This is a genomic window from Legionella steigerwaltii (assembly GCF_001468065.1).
GTDB lineage: Bacteria > Pseudomonadota > Gammaproteobacteria > Legionellales > Legionellaceae > Legionella > Legionella steigerwaltii.
Genome location: NZ_LNYZ01000038.1, coordinates 91,143 through 106,357 on the forward strand (window position 1 = coordinate 91,143; position 15,215 = coordinate 106,357).

Consider the following 15,215-nt stretch of genomic DNA (forward strand, 5'->3'; position numbering starts at 1 on the left):
TCACTCTATTGCCTTATCTTACAGCGATAAGCCCGGCCGACCATCCAATGGTCCGCTACGAAATCATTTTTGGGCTTGCCTTCATAAGTTTGCTGGTGTTGAGTCACCAAAACCGTATTGGCACCTAAGAGAGCCGCTTCATTTCTTAGGATATTCCGTTCATCCTGAATCAAATGCTCATGCGATTGATACGATTGGCTCATGCCGTTGCGATCGTAGGCTTTGACTTCCCCTAAAAAAGCACAGCCTTTTGAGGGCTTGCCGGACTGGAGAAGGGTCACTTTTTCTCCTTCAGGGGTTAGTTTGGCATTATAAGAACAGCCAACAAGAAGTGCAGGCACCAAAAGTAGGTGAGCGTGCTTCATTAGAAAATGGGTCATGAATCAATACCTTCTTTTTATTATTTTATTTCTTAGTATCTCCCACCTGATGCCATTAAACAAGAGTGGTATATTAATTGACGAGGTAGCGCAAAAACAGAAAGGTCACTTAAATTAGAACTTAATGCACTGCTGCAGTAAGACGACTATTTTGTGCGTTTCCATTGTCTATTCGGTGACTTGATGGATACCCAAATCGATGGGATTATTGGTTGTTGCAAGCATCGTACTATAGACACAAACAGAGCCATTGATTTTTCTTTGCTTGGCCGCGTAACACGCCAAATCCGCTTCTTTAATCACGGCATTCACTGAAGCCGAGTGAGAATTCATCTGAGTAATGCCAATGGAGCAGCCTAGATTAAGTTTCGATAAAATACCTTTTTTGAAGGATTGTTTGGTCACGGTGATAAGATTCTCAGCAATCTTTTTCGCCTCATCCACGGAGATGTGTTCCATCACGGCAATAAACTCATCCCCGCCATAACGAGCCACTACATCCTCCTTTCGCAATCGCTGCCTTAGGAGTTGTCCAAATGCGGTCAACGTGTTATCTCCCACATCATGGCCATAACGATCGTTAACCGCCTTAAATTTATCCATATCAATAAAAAGGACAATAACCCATCCATCATTGCTCTTAATGTGTTGAAACCGTGTGTTTAAAATATCAAAAAGAGTCTCTCGGTTATGGCAACCAGTCAGCGAATCGTATTTGGTATGATGCCTTAATAGTTCGTAGCGATTTTTAAAATCATCCATCACTTCCATCTTTTGAATGGTCTTAGTCATAAGACGACAAGACAAATAAACATAGGTGGCACCTAATAAAAACACACTGCCATAAAAATAATTAAGACAGTGGGGATCAACCAAGAGACCGTAAAAAATACTGGCCGAATAACTTAGAATAAAAGCGCCAATAAAAGCAAGGTAAACGAGCCACTGCCAACGATAATGGTTCGTTTGTTGCAATACGCTTTTAATTAAATAGGCACCACTGATGAGAAAGACAATACCAACCACGATCATAACCACTGGGAACACCATGATTTTGCCTTAAAAACAACTGACTGCTTCTTATCAGTATAGATCGATTTTGTTTTTTTTCTATGCGCAACCGTTTTTTTTCATCTTTTTTTCATAGTGTTATCCGTCGCAACTTAAGCGCATTAACAATGACGGAAACAGAAGACAGTGCCATCGCTGCTGCTGCAATAATAGGACTTAAGAGTAAGCCAGTGAGTGGGTACAAGACTCCAGCCCCCAAGGGCACACCCAGTACATTATAAATAAAGGCGAAGAACAGATTTTGACGAATGTTGCTCATGGTCATTTCTGACAAACGACGTGCTTTGGCGATGCCACGCAAATCCCCATGCAACAGGGTAATACCCGCACTTTCGATTGCCACATCAGTACCCGTTCCCATGGCAATACCAATGTCTGCTTTTGCCAACGCCGGGGCATCATTTACTCCATCTCCCGCCATGGCAACAATAAGACCCTTGTCTTTTAATTCACCCACGATGCGGCTTTTGTCTTCAGGCATGATTTCAGCCACTACCTTTTTAATGCCTAAGGTACTCGCTACCGCTTCTGCAGTTTTCTTGCTATCTCCGGTGAGCATAACAATTTCGATACCGCGTTGTTGCAACTCGCGTAGTGTTTCAGGAGTAGTCGATTTAATGGGATCTTCCACCACCAAAAGAGCGACTATTTTACCATCCACTGCCATGAACATGACTGATGCACCTTTGCTACGAAGTTCATCCGCTTGTTCAAGAAGGGAAGCATTGTCATTTCCATGCTCCTGCATTAATTTCACGTTACCAATGGCAATACGATGACCATTGATCTTCCCTATTACTCCCTTCCCGGTAGGAGCTTCAAAATCTTCAACTGAGCCCAAGGACAACTGTTTTTCTTTCGCAGCCGTTACAATGGCATTGGCAAGAGGATGCTCACTTTGGTGCTCAAGAGTAGCTGCAAACCCTAAAATAACCTCTTCATCAAACGCATCATCAGTCACAATGCGAGTCAATTTAGGACGCCCCTCCGTTAGGGTACCCGTTTTATCAACCACTAAGGTATTGACCTGTTCCATGCGCTCCAAGCTTTCGGCATTTTTAATTAAAACCCCATTTTGGGCTCCTTTTCCAACCCCTACCATGATGGACATGGGTGTTGCCAAACCAAGAGCACAAGGACACGCAATAATAAGTACGGATACGGCGGCAATTAAACCATAACTCAATGACGGTTGTGGCCCTAGAAAAGCCCATAGAATAAAAGACAATACGGCAACCAAAATCACTGCAGGAACAAACCATCCAGAAACGGTATCTGCTAATCGCTGAATAGGAGCACGACTTCTTTGGGCAACACTCACCATTTGGACAATACGAGCAAGCATGGTATCACTGCCCACATGCAACGCGCTCATCACAAAACTACCCCTCTGGTTTATAGTGGCTCCAATGACTTTGGCCCCTGCTTCTTTAGTAACCGGAATGGGTTCGCCTGTCACCATAGACTCATCGACAAAACTGCGCCCTTCCAATACTTCACCGTCCACGGGTATTTTTTCACCAGGACGAACACGCAATGTATCTCCAACATGAACCTTGTCAAGCGATACTTCTTCTTCACTGCCATCCTCTTTAATAAGATGGGCACGTTCAGGAGCCAATTTCAACAAAGCACGGATGGCACTACCCGTTTGCTCTCGTGCTTTGAGTTCCAGCACTTGTCCTAATAAGACTAAAGTCGTAATCACTGCTGCCGCTTCAAAATAAACAGCGACCACCCCTTCTTGATTTCGAAACGCATGGGGAAATACACCTGGCCAAAGAACAGCCACCACACTGTAAATCCACGCCACCCCAATACCCATAGCAATCAAGGTAAACATGTTTAATTGACGTATTTTTAGAGAGTGCCAACCGCGCTTAAAAAATGGCCAACCGCCCCATAACACCACGGGTGTTGCAAGAAGCAATTGCATCCAACTGGAAACAACGCCAGAAATAAAATGCTTCAAACCATGTCCACCCATCTCCAATATCACGACAGGACCAGTCAAAATCAATGCAACCCAAAATCGACGTCTCATATCAAGATACTCAGGGCTCGCTGCTTTTTCTGCTGATATTGTTTCGGGTTCTAATGCCATACCACAAAGGGGGCAATGACCAGGGGCAGATTGACGAATTTCTGGATGCATAGGACACGTATAAACGATTAGACCTTCCATTTTGGAGGAATCCTGCTGAGGCTTGTGTGCCTTATGTTCCTGATGACAACCAGCCTGCTCTTTACCAGAATGTATCTGTTTTTGATGAGGGTCTTGCTTCATCGGTCACCCCTTTATATTGTTTTCACTGATTACCCTGTCCACCCAGCACTAAAACCTCTGGCGACCCACTAAAAACCAATGGGTCTGTCTGAGCCCGTCACAATTCACTAAGAAAACGAATGGTCTTAATGCCCAGCTCCGCCGCCATGACCACCATGTCCGCCTGCGTTGTGTCCTCCATAGCCATCAGCCTCTTGTGAACTATGTTTCACCGCACCATCACAAGAGCTCAAAAAGGAAGTCGCAAAAACCAGCCCAATGAACACCATCATGATCCTGATTACTTTAAAAAATGACATGTGATACTCCTTCTCTATTAAGACTGTTCCAACTTATTTTTTATAAGTCTTTACCAACTTATATTGTGCTAAATCCGTCGCAATCAAATCACTGACATCAATCGCATTGGTGATATGACGGATGGTATTACAGGTGATGACTTGCACCCCTTCCATTCCTGATAATAGGGAGTATGCGTCTTGTGCAAACAGCGCATGCACCCCAATACAAACAATGGACTTAACTCCTGCTTGGTGTAAATGCTTCACCGTCTCTACCATAGTTCTGGCGGTGGAGATGATGTCATCCACCAATACGGGGGTTGACGATTCAAGCTTAAGTAGATTGGGTACCGAAATAGCCACCTCTTTATCCCCATGACGAACTTTTTCCAAAATTACATAAGGAAACGGGCCTTGTTCTGCAATACTAGAAACCCACTGCTCGCTTTCCACATCAGGGCCAATAATCACTGGGTTGGAAACATGCTGTTTAATCCATGCAGCGATAGGGTTTGTGGCATGTAAGACAAAGGTAGGAATGGAGTAGATTTCATCTAAAGAGTGGTAGCGATGCAAGTGAGGATCAATTGTCATCAGCCAATCCAATGAGGTGGATAACATCTCGGCAAAATAACGCGAGGTAATTCCTTCACCTTGATGAAAGCGCTTGTCTTGGCGTAGATAGGGAAGATAAGGAGCAATCAAGCCGATTTTTTTAGCGCCTAATTCTTTAGCCGCTTTGGCAAAAAACAGCAAAGGCAGTATTTTTTCATCAGGCTGGTTTAAGCTATCCACTACCATGAGATTGCGATTTTTAACCTCTGAATTAATTTTTAAGTACCATTCCATATCTGGAAAACGATGGAACGTCACTTCACCAACGTCCACTTGGAGTGATTCTTGTAATCGTCTTGCTAGTTCTGAGGAGTCAAATAATGAAAATAATAGTGGCTTCAAGAGTGTTCTCCTAAAACAATGACGTCTTGTTTGTCGCGCAAAACATCACAGGCGTAGTTTAGCTCCCCTGAAGACTCCGCATGAATGGTAAACAAAGGCTCGCCTTGCTCCACTGGTGCACCCACATGAACATGCAAATCCACTCCTGCTGATTGCGACTTAGGCGCACCAGCAAGCTTGGCTATTTTGGCAAGCTTTCGATTATCGATAAGAGCTATCTGCCCTCTTTGGGAAGCCACAACAGGATGAGTAAAGTGTGCTGTTTTCAATTCCTTCATCCCCCCTTGCGCCTCGCAAATGGCCTGAAATTTCTTAAACGCTTGCCCGCTGTCCAATACTTGTTGCGCTACGGATTGGCCTAAGCCTTCTGGAACTTTGGATGACAATTCAAGAAGAGCACCCGCCACCTTTAAGGCTCTTTCGCGTAAATCATTTGGGGCATCAGGCAACCCTTGCAACACGGCAAGAACATCACGTGCCTCCAACGACGGACCAATGCCATTTCCCACCGGTTGCGACCCATCAGTCAATATCGTATGGACCACAAGCCCTAACTGTTGTCCTACGTCCTCAAGCAAGTGTTTCAGAAGTAACGCCATAGGCTTATCCCTGACTTTGGCAGTAGGTCCTACCGGGATATCAATGACCGCATGCGTAGCCCCCGTTGCAATTTTTTTAGAAAGAATCGAGGCGACTAATTGTCCTTCGCTATCCAAATCCAAGGCTCGTTCCACACGAATCAGCACATCATCGGCGGGGCTTAAACTCACAGCACCACCCCACACAATGCAACCGTTTTCTTTTTCAACCACGTGACGCATGGCCTTTGGGCTTAAGTAGACTGGCGCTAAAGTTTCCATCGTATCGGCGGTTCCTGCAGGAGAGGTAATCGCGCGGGAGGACGTTTTGGGGATGATTAACCCAAAAGCCGCGACAATAGGCACCACAATCAGGGTCGTGCGATTTCCAGGCAATCCGCCCACGCAATGCTTGTCCATCACAAGCGGCGAAGACCAGGATAAGCGATCACCACTGTCTATCATAACTTGAGTGAGTCTCATGATTTCATTTTTTGTGAGATGTCCTGCGCTACTTGCCGCTAAAAAAGCAGCAATTTGCACGTCAGACAGTCGACCACTTAACACATCATCCACAATCCCTTTGAGTTGCTCATAAGACAGTTCATTGCCATAAATCTTGGTATGCACGAAGCTTAATGATTCCAACGGTTTAGGATGCGAGAGTTGAATTTCATCGCCTTCTTTAGCCTTTAAAGAATCCCAAGCATAATTGGACAAACTGGCCTCACCTGGCTTTAAAAGCTCTGAAGTCACGACATTGAGGGTGGCCATAATAGAGCGTCCACCTAAGCTCACTTGAATACGTGTTTGTACTTCAAACCCTTCCGAATGACAAACATGACAATCCTCTCGCATGTAAATAATGGCTTCATGATAGGTTTTAATCCCTAAATACTTTAAACAAAGCACATGACTGTTCTCATGACTCACGACAAATCCTCCGTTTGCAGATAAGAAGGAATGGTGCATGAAAAACCGAATTGTTGCTCAATCTTTTCTTTTAATGATTGAGCAGAGTGGTGCTCACCATGAGTGATAAAGATTTTTTTAGGCGGTGTAACAAAGTGCTTAAGCCAGCCTAACAGTTCTTGATAATCCGCATGTGCTGACGTACTGCTCATGGCCACGACCTTAGCACGTATAGGAACAAAACCCCCATGAATTTTGACTTCCTTCTCTCCATTCACAATCCTGGCTCCACGCGTACCCCCCGCCTGAAAACCAGTAAACAACAAAGTGCTTTTAGAGTCCGGGGCAAACGCTTTCAAATGATGCACAATGCGACCTCCTTGAGCCATGCCACTGGCAGAGAGGATGATTTGCGGCATTTTATGGCGGTCAATCTCCTTGGATTCCTCAGGCGTATGAACATAGGTGGCCGCCTGACATAACCCGCGACATTGTTCTTCAGTTAAATGATGATCTTCTTTATAAGTACACAACAAACGAGTAGCATCAATCGCCATAGGACTGTCTAAAACCACTGGAATGTCTTTGGGAATTTCCCCTGTTCGTTTCAGTTCATAAATAAAATAAAGAATACTTTGCGCACGTCCCACTGCAAAAGCAGGAATCACAACTGAGCCGCCTCGGTTGATGGTTTCATTAATCACTTGGCCAAGTTGGGGTAAGGGATCGGTGACCCCATGCAGTCGATCTCCGTATGTGGATTCCATCACCAGATAATCCACTTCTTGAATGATGGTGGGGGCTTTCATGACGGGGTCGTGAGGACGGCCTAGGTCTCCGGTAAATAAAATCGAGCCCTTCTTGGTTTTTATTTTTACCATGGCGGCACCTACGATGTGACCGGCACGATGAAACTCAAAATTCAATTCACTGAATAATTGGTGTGGCGTATCAAAATCAATCGTCTCAAAATAATTTAAGGCCTCTCTTGCCTCTTTTTCTGTATAAAGAGGAAGAGCTGGCTTATGCTTGGAAAACCCGTATTTATTGGCCAGTCGGGCTTCTTCTTCCTGCAGATGTCCACTGTCTGGCAATAAAATAGCGCATAATGCCTTGGTGCCTGGTGTGGCATAAATTTTGCCTTGAAATCCCTTTTTGATGAGCAAGGGCAGATAGCCCGTATGGTCAATGTGTGCATGAGTGAGAATGACCGCATCAATATCACGTGGGTTAATAGGCAAGGGATCCCAATTGCGTAAGCGCAATTCTTTATAACCTTGAAAAAGACCGCAATCAATAAGGATTTTTTTAGAATCCACCGTCAAAAGATATTTTGAACCGGTCACCGTCTGGGTTGCCCCTAAAAAAGTTAATTTCATTGTGCCTCCGTTAGACTTCCTTGTTTTTTCAAATCCACCTGATTCCGCCACATCACATACACCACGGGAATCACAATTAAGGTCAGCAAGAGCGCTGAAAAAACGCCACCCACCATAGGGGCTGCAAGACGTTTCATGACGTCAGCTCCAATCCCTGTAGCCCACATCACAGGGAGCAGCCCCAGGATATTGGCAAGACCTGCCATGACCATAGGTCGAATACGCGATACCGCACATTCTCGCACCATTTGAATCAAATCCGGCAAGGTGTTGAGTAATCCCTTTTCTTTTTGCGCAGTGTAATCGGAATCGAGGTAGGCAAGCATCACGGCACTTGTTTCGGCCGCAACGCCTGCGAGCGCAATCATCCCTACCCAGACCGCAATGCTCATGTTATAACCTAATACATAAAGCAACAGGAAGCCGCACCATACGCTGCACCCCAAGAGCTAAAACCACTGTGACTACGGCAGGCAAAACTTCAGGAATCGCAGCAACCGCAAGACTGACTGAACTCATGAACAGTTTAAAAATGGGAATGTTACGCAGTAAACCCAATCCAAAAATGGCAATCACAATGAAAAAACAAAGCCACAATAAACGAGAACCCACTTGGTTGAGTTTTTTCTGTAAAGGCGTTTCATCACAGGAGGCTTCGCCCAGCATTTTGGCAATATGGCCCATTTCTGTTTGCATGCCGGTCGCAACAACTAGTGCTCTGCCTGTACCATCGGCAATAGATGTTCCCATAAACACCATGTTTTTGCGATCAGCTAAAGGAGTGTCTTGGGCACAAAAATCAAGATGTTTAGCAACCGGTAGGGATTCTCCCGTGAGTGGGGCCTCATTGATTTTAAGTGCGGACAATTCAAAAAGACGCGCGTCTGCTGCAATTAAATCGCCGCTTTCAAAAAGAATAATATCACCGGGGACGACATCAGATGCAACAATTATTTTAGCATGACCATCGCGCAATACGGTGGCTTTGGGTGCCGCCATTTGTTGCAGGGCAAGCATGGCGCGATCAACGCGGTATTCTAATACGAAGCCAATGATGGCATTTAAAATGACAATAGCCAAAATGGCAATGGCATCGGCTTTTTCATCCAACAAAAAAGACACAACAACAGCACCTAAAAGCACCCAGGAGACCACACTTCCAAATTGCTGCAAAAAAATGAGGAAAGGAGACGTTTTTTTCTGTTGACTCAGCAGGTTGGGTCCTGCTTCTTTTAACCGCTGCTCCGCTTCTTTCTCAGATAGTCCTAAAGATAAGTCAGTTTGAAACAACAATGCCATATCTGCAGGTGATTTTTCGTGCCACTGCTCTACCATGACAGCCATCCTTTGCATTCGCCATCCATTATGATGTGGTGCGCATCATTTTATCCCAATTTTTAGTGCCCAAATAGTTCTTATTAATAGAGTGAGCGCTCATGTTAACCTTTAGGATTGAGTAAAAGATTTTAGTGTTAGCGACCACCACCGCCACCATGACCAACATGGCCTTGAGCGACATGCTCTTCCAGACTCTTAGTATCCTTACTGCTAGTGCCACTGCTCATGCACGCAGTAAGGATTAAACAACACGCCAAAACCATCCAATGACTGTGTTTCATGATGATTTCCATCCTTGATTTTAAAAGGAAATAATTACAATATAGACTCTTTGGCATGGACAAGTCAAAACAAAGTGTTCTCTGCTTTGACAGACAGTTAGCTAAGAATAACCTTTGAGAAACTCAACTAGAATGCCTTGAGGTATCCTCAATAAAAAACTCTTAAAAAGATTTAGCGTACAAAAGAAAAATTTTTCCCTTTTATTGAATTAATTGAATGATAGCTGAATTGATTTTAGCTCACTTTTTTGTGTCCTAAACCCATTCAAAATTGGTGCTGGATTTTCGAAATAGGACACTAATTAATTGACACGGATCACATCAAATTCATCACCTCAATCAATAACGTCGATGACGCTCCTAACAATCATTTTTTGGAGAAGGTACATTGCTTTCTGAACAATATCCAATAATCGAATGAACCATTAAAAGCAACATGAAGTTACACAATAAACATTTGGGATACCTCTACTTATATTTAATGTCTGTCTTAAAAGGACAATCATGATATCATTCTATGTGCTGATCAAAATAAATAGCCTACAGAATAGGACTATAAGAAATTATTTTATAACCAATTGGTTTTCTTGGAGACAAAAATATTGTGAAGAAATGTGCCGTCACCCTAATGAGCTTGATATTCATTAACTTATATTATCCTACTGCTTTCTCCGAAAAGCCTAATCAACGCATGATGAACAATCAAGCAACACATTCTTTGAAATCAAAAAATACCATGCAATTATCTATTCAAGAGATAAAGGATAAAAAGGACAAGAAACTGGTGTTAATCAAATTAATTGACACCAAAAGCAATAAACCAATCACCTTAAACGATCTTATTGAAGCACATACACAAAAGATTCATTTGTTGATTATCGATGATAACCTCCTTGACTACAGTCATGTCCATCCAGTCGAAACAACGAAACCAGGTATCTATCAATTTGAATGGCAACCTACTCTTAAGAACGCCTCCTATCGAGCATGGGCTGATCTGATACCGACTAATACAAAAACCCAAGAATATGTAGTTGCTGATTTACCTTCCCCAAAAACCAAAAAGAGATTGGAAAATCCTATTCATCGACAACCATTATTTGAAAGTAGTGTTGATGGCTACCAATTCAAATTGTCTTTTGATAAAACACCATTGCACGTCGGTCAAGCAGTCATGGGCAAAATTGACATCACCGATGCAAAGGAAAACCCAGTTCATACCTTAGAACCCATTATGGGTGCTTATGCTCACATCGTAGGTTTTAATGAGGACTTTAAAACTGTAACTCATGTTCATCCAATGGGCAAGGAACCTACAAATAATACTGAACGAGGAGGACCTGAATTACTATTTCATATAGAGCCTAACAAAGTAGGATTTATTAAAATGTTTGTTCAAGTACAAATCAATGGGAAAACACTGTTCGTTCCGTTTGGAGTCACAGTAAATTCATAAAAATCTTACTGAATTGTGAATTCACAGGGCCTTAAAAAATAAAGCAAAGTCCCCAGAATAATGATATCCACCAATTGAAGAGCTAAGGCGATTAGAATTGGCATTGCAGCACTTACAGCATCGACCGAATGACTTTCTGCCCTCTTTTTACTACATTAAAACCCATAGAAAATCTTCACGACTAATTCAAATGGGACTATGATTATCTTATGCGGTGCAATAATAATCAGTACAAGAAAATAATTACTTCTGCTATCATCAAGCAGTAAGTACTATTGAAGAAACCATTACCTATATTAAGGGTTGGCTGCAAAAGGATATTCCTTGAATAATAAATTGTTTCGTGCGCTCGAACGCGAGTGTTTAATTTATTTATCCAAAAAAGAGGCCACACTTGAACTGCTTCGCCCGTTAATTAATGAATTTCTTTCCACACAACCAGAGTATCTACTGTTAATCCTGACCAAAGAAGAGCAAACGACTGATGCAGTCAGTGAGGTAATCGCCCATCAATTCACCGATACCCATGATATTTTAATTCATCGAGTGATACACCACCTTAACGACCTGCTTTATGAAACCATCGAGCCTTATTATTTCCAGAATAAATGCTAATAAAAATCCACTCATCTCGCTATAACAAAAACCATTAGGAGTCAGTTAATGTATTCTCTTTCTTTAACTGTTCCTGTTTTCTTAAATAAATTTCTTGCCTGTTCACAGTCACCTGTTTAGGCGCATCAATTCCCAGTTTGAAATTTCCAGGTTCATGGGTTTTAAAAGGGGTAATCACCACCTTTTGATTGTTCTCCAAAGTAATAATTAACTCAGATTCAAAAGCTACTGTTCTTATTTACATGTTGACTCGTTTTAGTTCAAAATAATGGCCGAAAAAGGCATTCATTGATGGGTTTTCCCTATACAGATATTCTAATATGAAGACAATGCCTATTCCAACACCGTCTTCAAAGAAGAATAGCCCCTGTTATACTACAGCAACCATCGGCATCCCATAGGTGGAGACTGCCAAAAATGGAGGTTCTTTTTTAATTGCATAAAACCCATTGATGCTAGGCTTAACCTCATTGCTTAACTCCTGCACCTCATTGGATTGTTCTGCATCCAGTTGCTCCAGACGAATAATCTGTTGTTCTTGCCTGTCTAACAATGTGCGATACCTTTGATTGCTTTGTTCTAATTGTTTCGTAACCACTGCGAGTTTGCGTTCGGCCTCACATATTCGTTCCGCAACCTGATCAAAACTTTTTTCTTTATTGGTAAGAAACTCATTGAGTCTTAATTGAAATGAAGTTCTTTGTTCTTCATCTGCAATGACCGTTTTTGATAAGGCCTCCACGGTACTTCTCAGAACAAGGGTAATCGATTGTAATCTAGGTCTGGTAATCTGGAACAAAATTCAGGAAAAATAAGAGCTATTCCGAATTGGTTTATTAACTCCTGCTCTCACAGAATGGCTTATCCACAAGTCCATAGGCCAGTAGAGCCTTCATCGTCTCGGATAGGCCTGTGGACCCTGTGGGTAAGCCATGACACACCGAACTATGTTTTAGAAACCGTACTAGGGTGTCCGAAATACACTTGAGCTGGTGTTAAATATCCAAAAGACTGATGGAGTCTTCGGTTGTTATAATATTCAAAATACTCAGCTAATTCCAGCTCTATCTCTTCGATTGTTTCGAAATCATACCGATAGAGTTTTTCTTGCTTAACACTGCGCCATAAACGTTCTATGAAAATATTATCGAGGTATCGGCCGCGCCCATCCATACTGATAGAGATTTTGTGGGCCTTCAAGGTATTGATCCAATCATTAGACGTGAACTGAGCACCCTGATCGGTATTAAAAATATCACACCGCCCCTGTAATAACGCGTTTTTTAGCGCCTCTACACAAAATTCTGCTTCTAATGTTGGGGACACCGCCCATTGAAGCACATACCGACTATACCAGTCCATGATGGCAACCAAGTAAACATGGCCTCCCTTCATACGCACGTAGGTAATATCAGCAGCCCAGACCTGATTAGGCTTAGTGATATCGATGTCACGTAATAGATAGGGGTACACGGTGTGCTCTTTATTGGGAACGCTTGTATTTGGCTTTGGGTAGACGGTTTCTAATCCCATAGCCTCCATGAGTCTCTTGATGCGTCGTTTACCAACAGGATAGCCAACTTCAAGGGACAACCATTGTGCGCGCTTCACTTTACCTTCACATGGATACTGGAGATAATGCTCGTCTAACAGCGCCATGAGCCGCTCGTCCTCTGCTGATATAGGAGACGCTTTGTAATAATAACTGGAAATACTCAATCCGAGTAGCATGCATTGTTCTCGGATTGATATTTCAGCGTTGCTATCAATCAGCTTACGCTTTTCATCCAAGCTCAGTGGCCGTCTTTTTTTTTAACCATGATAATTGGGCTTGAAGTCGACCAATTTCCTCATACAAAGCACCAACAAGCTCGGCTTGCTCTTTTTTATCCTTATCATGAGAATTGGAAAAAGCATCTGAAATAGCCTGCAATGCTGTTTGCTTCCATGCTTTAATTTGGGTAGGATGCACACCGTATTCGCTGGTCAGTTGAGCCTGAGTCAATTTTCCTTCAATTGCCGCAACTGCTATCTTTGATTTTTTTGATGCCGTGTAATAGTTTCTTTTTTTGCTCATTCTATTCTCCTCTGTTACTTAGAAGAATAGCTCTTAAAAATTACCTTTTTTCGTCCAAAAAACCGCGCCTATATCATCCCGTTTTTGAGCAACGGCTTGTACTTGATTAAAAAACTCCTGATGCCAAGAATTATTCGCTAAGAGCTCATAGGTAATAACAAAGCTCGTTTCTTTAGAACAAACCTCAGTCATCGTATCAAAAATCACATCTCGGGCCTTGTTAAGCGCTGCCCATCCTTTATCATCAAGAGACCAAAATACTTGAGCATCGTTACCTAGAAGTTTTAGAACCGGATCGATCCAAGCATGGTGATGCGCTAATCGAAACTGAGAAGCCAGTGTTGTAATTGCCTCGCCTATGGTTTTTTTACCGGTACCTGCAATACCCATCAAGAGTATCATCATATTCGTCGGCATCATTTATTAAAATCCTGTCACAATACTGTACTCTTCTTTATGTGTAAGCACACGCATCAAGTGCGCCACATCATATGGACTACGCAGCTCAATGAATTTCACTTTTGGATATTGGTTCTTTAAAGCATTTAATAAGGGGTTAATCCGTTGTTCATAGTTCCACATATAACTTAATAGCGACCATCGTACCGTTTCATTGCAACCAGCGGCTCTATCATCGATTTCTGAAGCCTTATAAAACAAGCGCTTAAACACCCGCCAATAACATAGCCATTTGGGTAAATTAAAGTACAAGCACATGTCGGCTTCGCGATAACGCATCTCAAATGATCGACTGGAATTACCATCAATAATCCAGCAAGGCTTGGCAACTAATTCTTTTTGGAGTGACAAAAAATCCTCATATTCTCGTGGCACCCAGTCGGCAATAAAAAAATATTTATCTAAATGGAACAATGGAATATTTAGACTCTTTTGCAACATAACAGAAAAAGTGGACTTGCCACTTCCTGGTCTACCAATAATCATGATGCGTTGTAAGTTTATCATTTCATTCAGAGTGTAATTTACAGTTTTCTTTTCTTATAGATGCAAATGATTGTTGTATTCATCCGCTACACTATCTAAAATTTTAAGTAGTCTGTTCTTCACTTAACTGTTTAAGTACGGTTTTTATCGTAGCATGGGAAAAACATCGGCCACTTAAGAAACGAGCCAATTTTGTATTTATCGCCTCATCTGTATCATTTTTAAATCCACGCATTTTTTTCCGAGCTTCATCCAGGGCGCGAACTTCTTCCAGTTCAATATGTTCTAAGATTTGCTCAATCACCTCTTCTTTAACGCCCTTTTGTTTTAATATTTGTTGAATAAAACGGTTTCCTTTATGGATATAACGGGCACTTAATGATTCAGCCAAACGATTATCATTAATTAAATGTAATTCCCGAAGGCGAACTATGGTTGCATGAATCTGAGCATCTAACTCGGGCACATGCGAAAAATCCCTCTCTAATTGCCTTATGAGCTCTTTTTCACTGCAATAATGATTAAAAAGATATTTTATTGCTGAATCGATGAGTGTATTCATACTAAAGCTCTACCATAAACCACAATTTTATTTTTGCTTTTGCCAAGACAGCCTGATTTATTTAGAATACCATTATAACAGGAAAATATTGAGTCT

The 15,215-nt window shown here is 42.2% G+C and carries 17 protein-coding genes and 2 pseudogenes; 2 read left to right on the plus strand and 17 right to left on the minus strand.

Annotation, left to right across the window (positions count from 1 at the left end):
* Window positions 1-5: 5 nt before the first annotated feature.
* From Lstg_RS15365 to Lstg_RS17920, 10 genes and pseudogenes are all read right to left on the minus strand, one after another.
* Window positions 6-380: a DUF4156 domain-containing protein gene (locus tag Lstg_RS15365; protein ID WP_058478517.1), complete on the minus strand. Its 375-nt coding sequence runs from the start codon at window positions 378-380 to the stop codon at window positions 6-8.
* Window positions 381-548: 168 nt separating this feature from the next.
* Complete coding sequence (locus Lstg_RS15370) at window positions 549-1,430, minus strand: GGDEF domain-containing protein (protein WP_058478518.1); 882 nt, start codon at window positions 1,428-1,430, stop codon at window positions 549-551.
* 91 nt (window positions 1,431-1,521) lie between these two features.
* Entirely contained in the window at window positions 1,522-3,738 is a 2,217-nt protein-coding gene (locus tag Lstg_RS15375; RefSeq protein WP_058478519.1) for a copper-transporting P-type ATPase, read from the minus strand.
* Window positions 3,739-3,863: 125 nt separating this feature from the next.
* A complete protein-coding gene (locus Lstg_RS17825; protein ID WP_162264086.1) occupies window positions 3,864-4,010 on the minus strand; it encodes a hypothetical protein in 147 nt (48 codons plus the stop codon).
* Window positions 4,011-4,070: 60 nt separating this feature from the next.
* On the minus strand, window positions 4,071-4,976 hold the full coding sequence (locus Lstg_RS15380; RefSeq protein ID WP_058478520.1) for a ribose-phosphate pyrophosphokinase: 906 nt from the start codon (window positions 4,974-4,976) through the stop codon (window positions 4,071-4,073).
* A complete protein-coding gene (locus Lstg_RS15385; protein WP_080444844.1) occupies window positions 4,973-6,526 on the minus strand; it encodes a thymidine phosphorylase family protein in 1,554 nt (517 codons plus the stop codon). Before Lstg_RS15385 ends, Lstg_RS15380 begins: the two co-directional genes overlap by 4 nt.
* Complete coding sequence (locus tag Lstg_RS15390; RefSeq protein ID WP_058393311.1) at window positions 6,484-7,845, minus strand: MBL fold metallo-hydrolase RNA specificity domain-containing protein; 1,362 nt, start codon at window positions 7,843-7,845, stop codon at window positions 6,484-6,486. Before Lstg_RS15390 ends, Lstg_RS15385 begins: the two co-directional genes overlap by 43 nt.
* Window positions 7,842-8,270 (minus strand): annotated as a pseudogene (locus Lstg_RS15395) (efflux RND transporter permease subunit); the annotation flags it as partial. The gene Lstg_RS15390 and the pseudogene Lstg_RS15395, both read right to left, overlap by 4 nt.
* Window positions 8,260-9,180, minus strand: a pseudogene (locus tag Lstg_RS15400) (HAD-IC family P-type ATPase); the annotation flags it as partial. The pseudogenes Lstg_RS15395 and Lstg_RS15400, both read right to left, overlap by 11 nt.
* Window positions 9,181-9,317: 137 nt before the next feature.
* Complete coding sequence (locus tag Lstg_RS17920) at window positions 9,318-9,464, minus strand: hypothetical protein (protein ID WP_165481743.1); 147 nt, start codon at window positions 9,462-9,464, stop codon at window positions 9,318-9,320.
* Window positions 9,465-10,068: 604 nt separating this feature from the next.
* Between Lstg_RS17920 and Lstg_RS15405 the strand changes: the two genes are divergently transcribed.
* Both Lstg_RS15405 and Lstg_RS15410 read left to right on the plus strand, forming a co-directional pair.
* Window positions 10,069-10,920: a hypothetical protein gene (locus Lstg_RS15405; protein ID WP_058393308.1), complete on the plus strand. Its 852-nt coding sequence runs from the start codon at window positions 10,069-10,071 to the stop codon at window positions 10,918-10,920.
* A gap of 324 nt (window positions 10,921-11,244) precedes the next feature.
* A complete protein-coding gene (locus Lstg_RS15410; RefSeq protein WP_058393307.1) occupies window positions 11,245-11,535 on the plus strand; it encodes a hypothetical protein in 291 nt (96 codons plus the stop codon).
* 34 nt (window positions 11,536-11,569) lie between these two features.
* Here the strand turns inward: Lstg_RS15410 and Lstg_RS15415 are convergent, their stop codons facing one another.
* From Lstg_RS15415 to Lstg_RS15445, 7 genes are all read right to left on the minus strand, one after another.
* Window positions 11,570-11,716, minus strand: coding sequence for a carbon storage regulator (locus Lstg_RS15415; protein ID WP_236708544.1), 147 nt, complete (start codon window positions 11,714-11,716; stop codon window positions 11,570-11,572).
* Between the two features lie 189 nt (window positions 11,717-11,905).
* Window positions 11,906-12,277: a hypothetical protein gene (locus tag Lstg_RS15420; protein ID WP_058393306.1), complete on the minus strand. Its 372-nt coding sequence runs from the start codon at window positions 12,275-12,277 to the stop codon at window positions 11,906-11,908.
* Window positions 12,278-12,480: 203 nt separating this feature from the next.
* On the minus strand, window positions 12,481-13,326 hold the full coding sequence (locus Lstg_RS15425; protein ID WP_082650874.1) for an IS3 family transposase: 846 nt from the start codon (window positions 13,324-13,326) through the stop codon (window positions 12,481-12,483).
* A complete protein-coding gene (locus Lstg_RS18225; RefSeq protein ID WP_065235619.1) occupies window positions 13,319-13,612 on the minus strand; it encodes a hypothetical protein in 294 nt (97 codons plus the stop codon). Before Lstg_RS18225 ends, Lstg_RS15425 begins: the two co-directional genes overlap by 8 nt.
* A 33-nt stretch (window positions 13,613-13,645) precedes the next feature.
* A complete protein-coding gene (locus Lstg_RS15435; RefSeq protein WP_058393304.1) occupies window positions 13,646-14,032 on the minus strand; it encodes a hypothetical protein in 387 nt (128 codons plus the stop codon).
* Between the two features lie 3 nt (window positions 14,033-14,035).
* On the minus strand, window positions 14,036-14,578 hold the full coding sequence (locus tag Lstg_RS15440; protein WP_058478522.1) for a P-loop NTPase family protein: 543 nt from the start codon (window positions 14,576-14,578) through the stop codon (window positions 14,036-14,038).
* A gap of 82 nt (window positions 14,579-14,660) precedes the next feature.
* Complete coding sequence (locus Lstg_RS15445; protein ID WP_058478523.1) at window positions 14,661-15,119, minus strand: regulatory protein RecX; 459 nt, start codon at window positions 15,117-15,119, stop codon at window positions 14,661-14,663.
* Window positions 15,120-15,215: the final 96 nt, after the last annotated feature.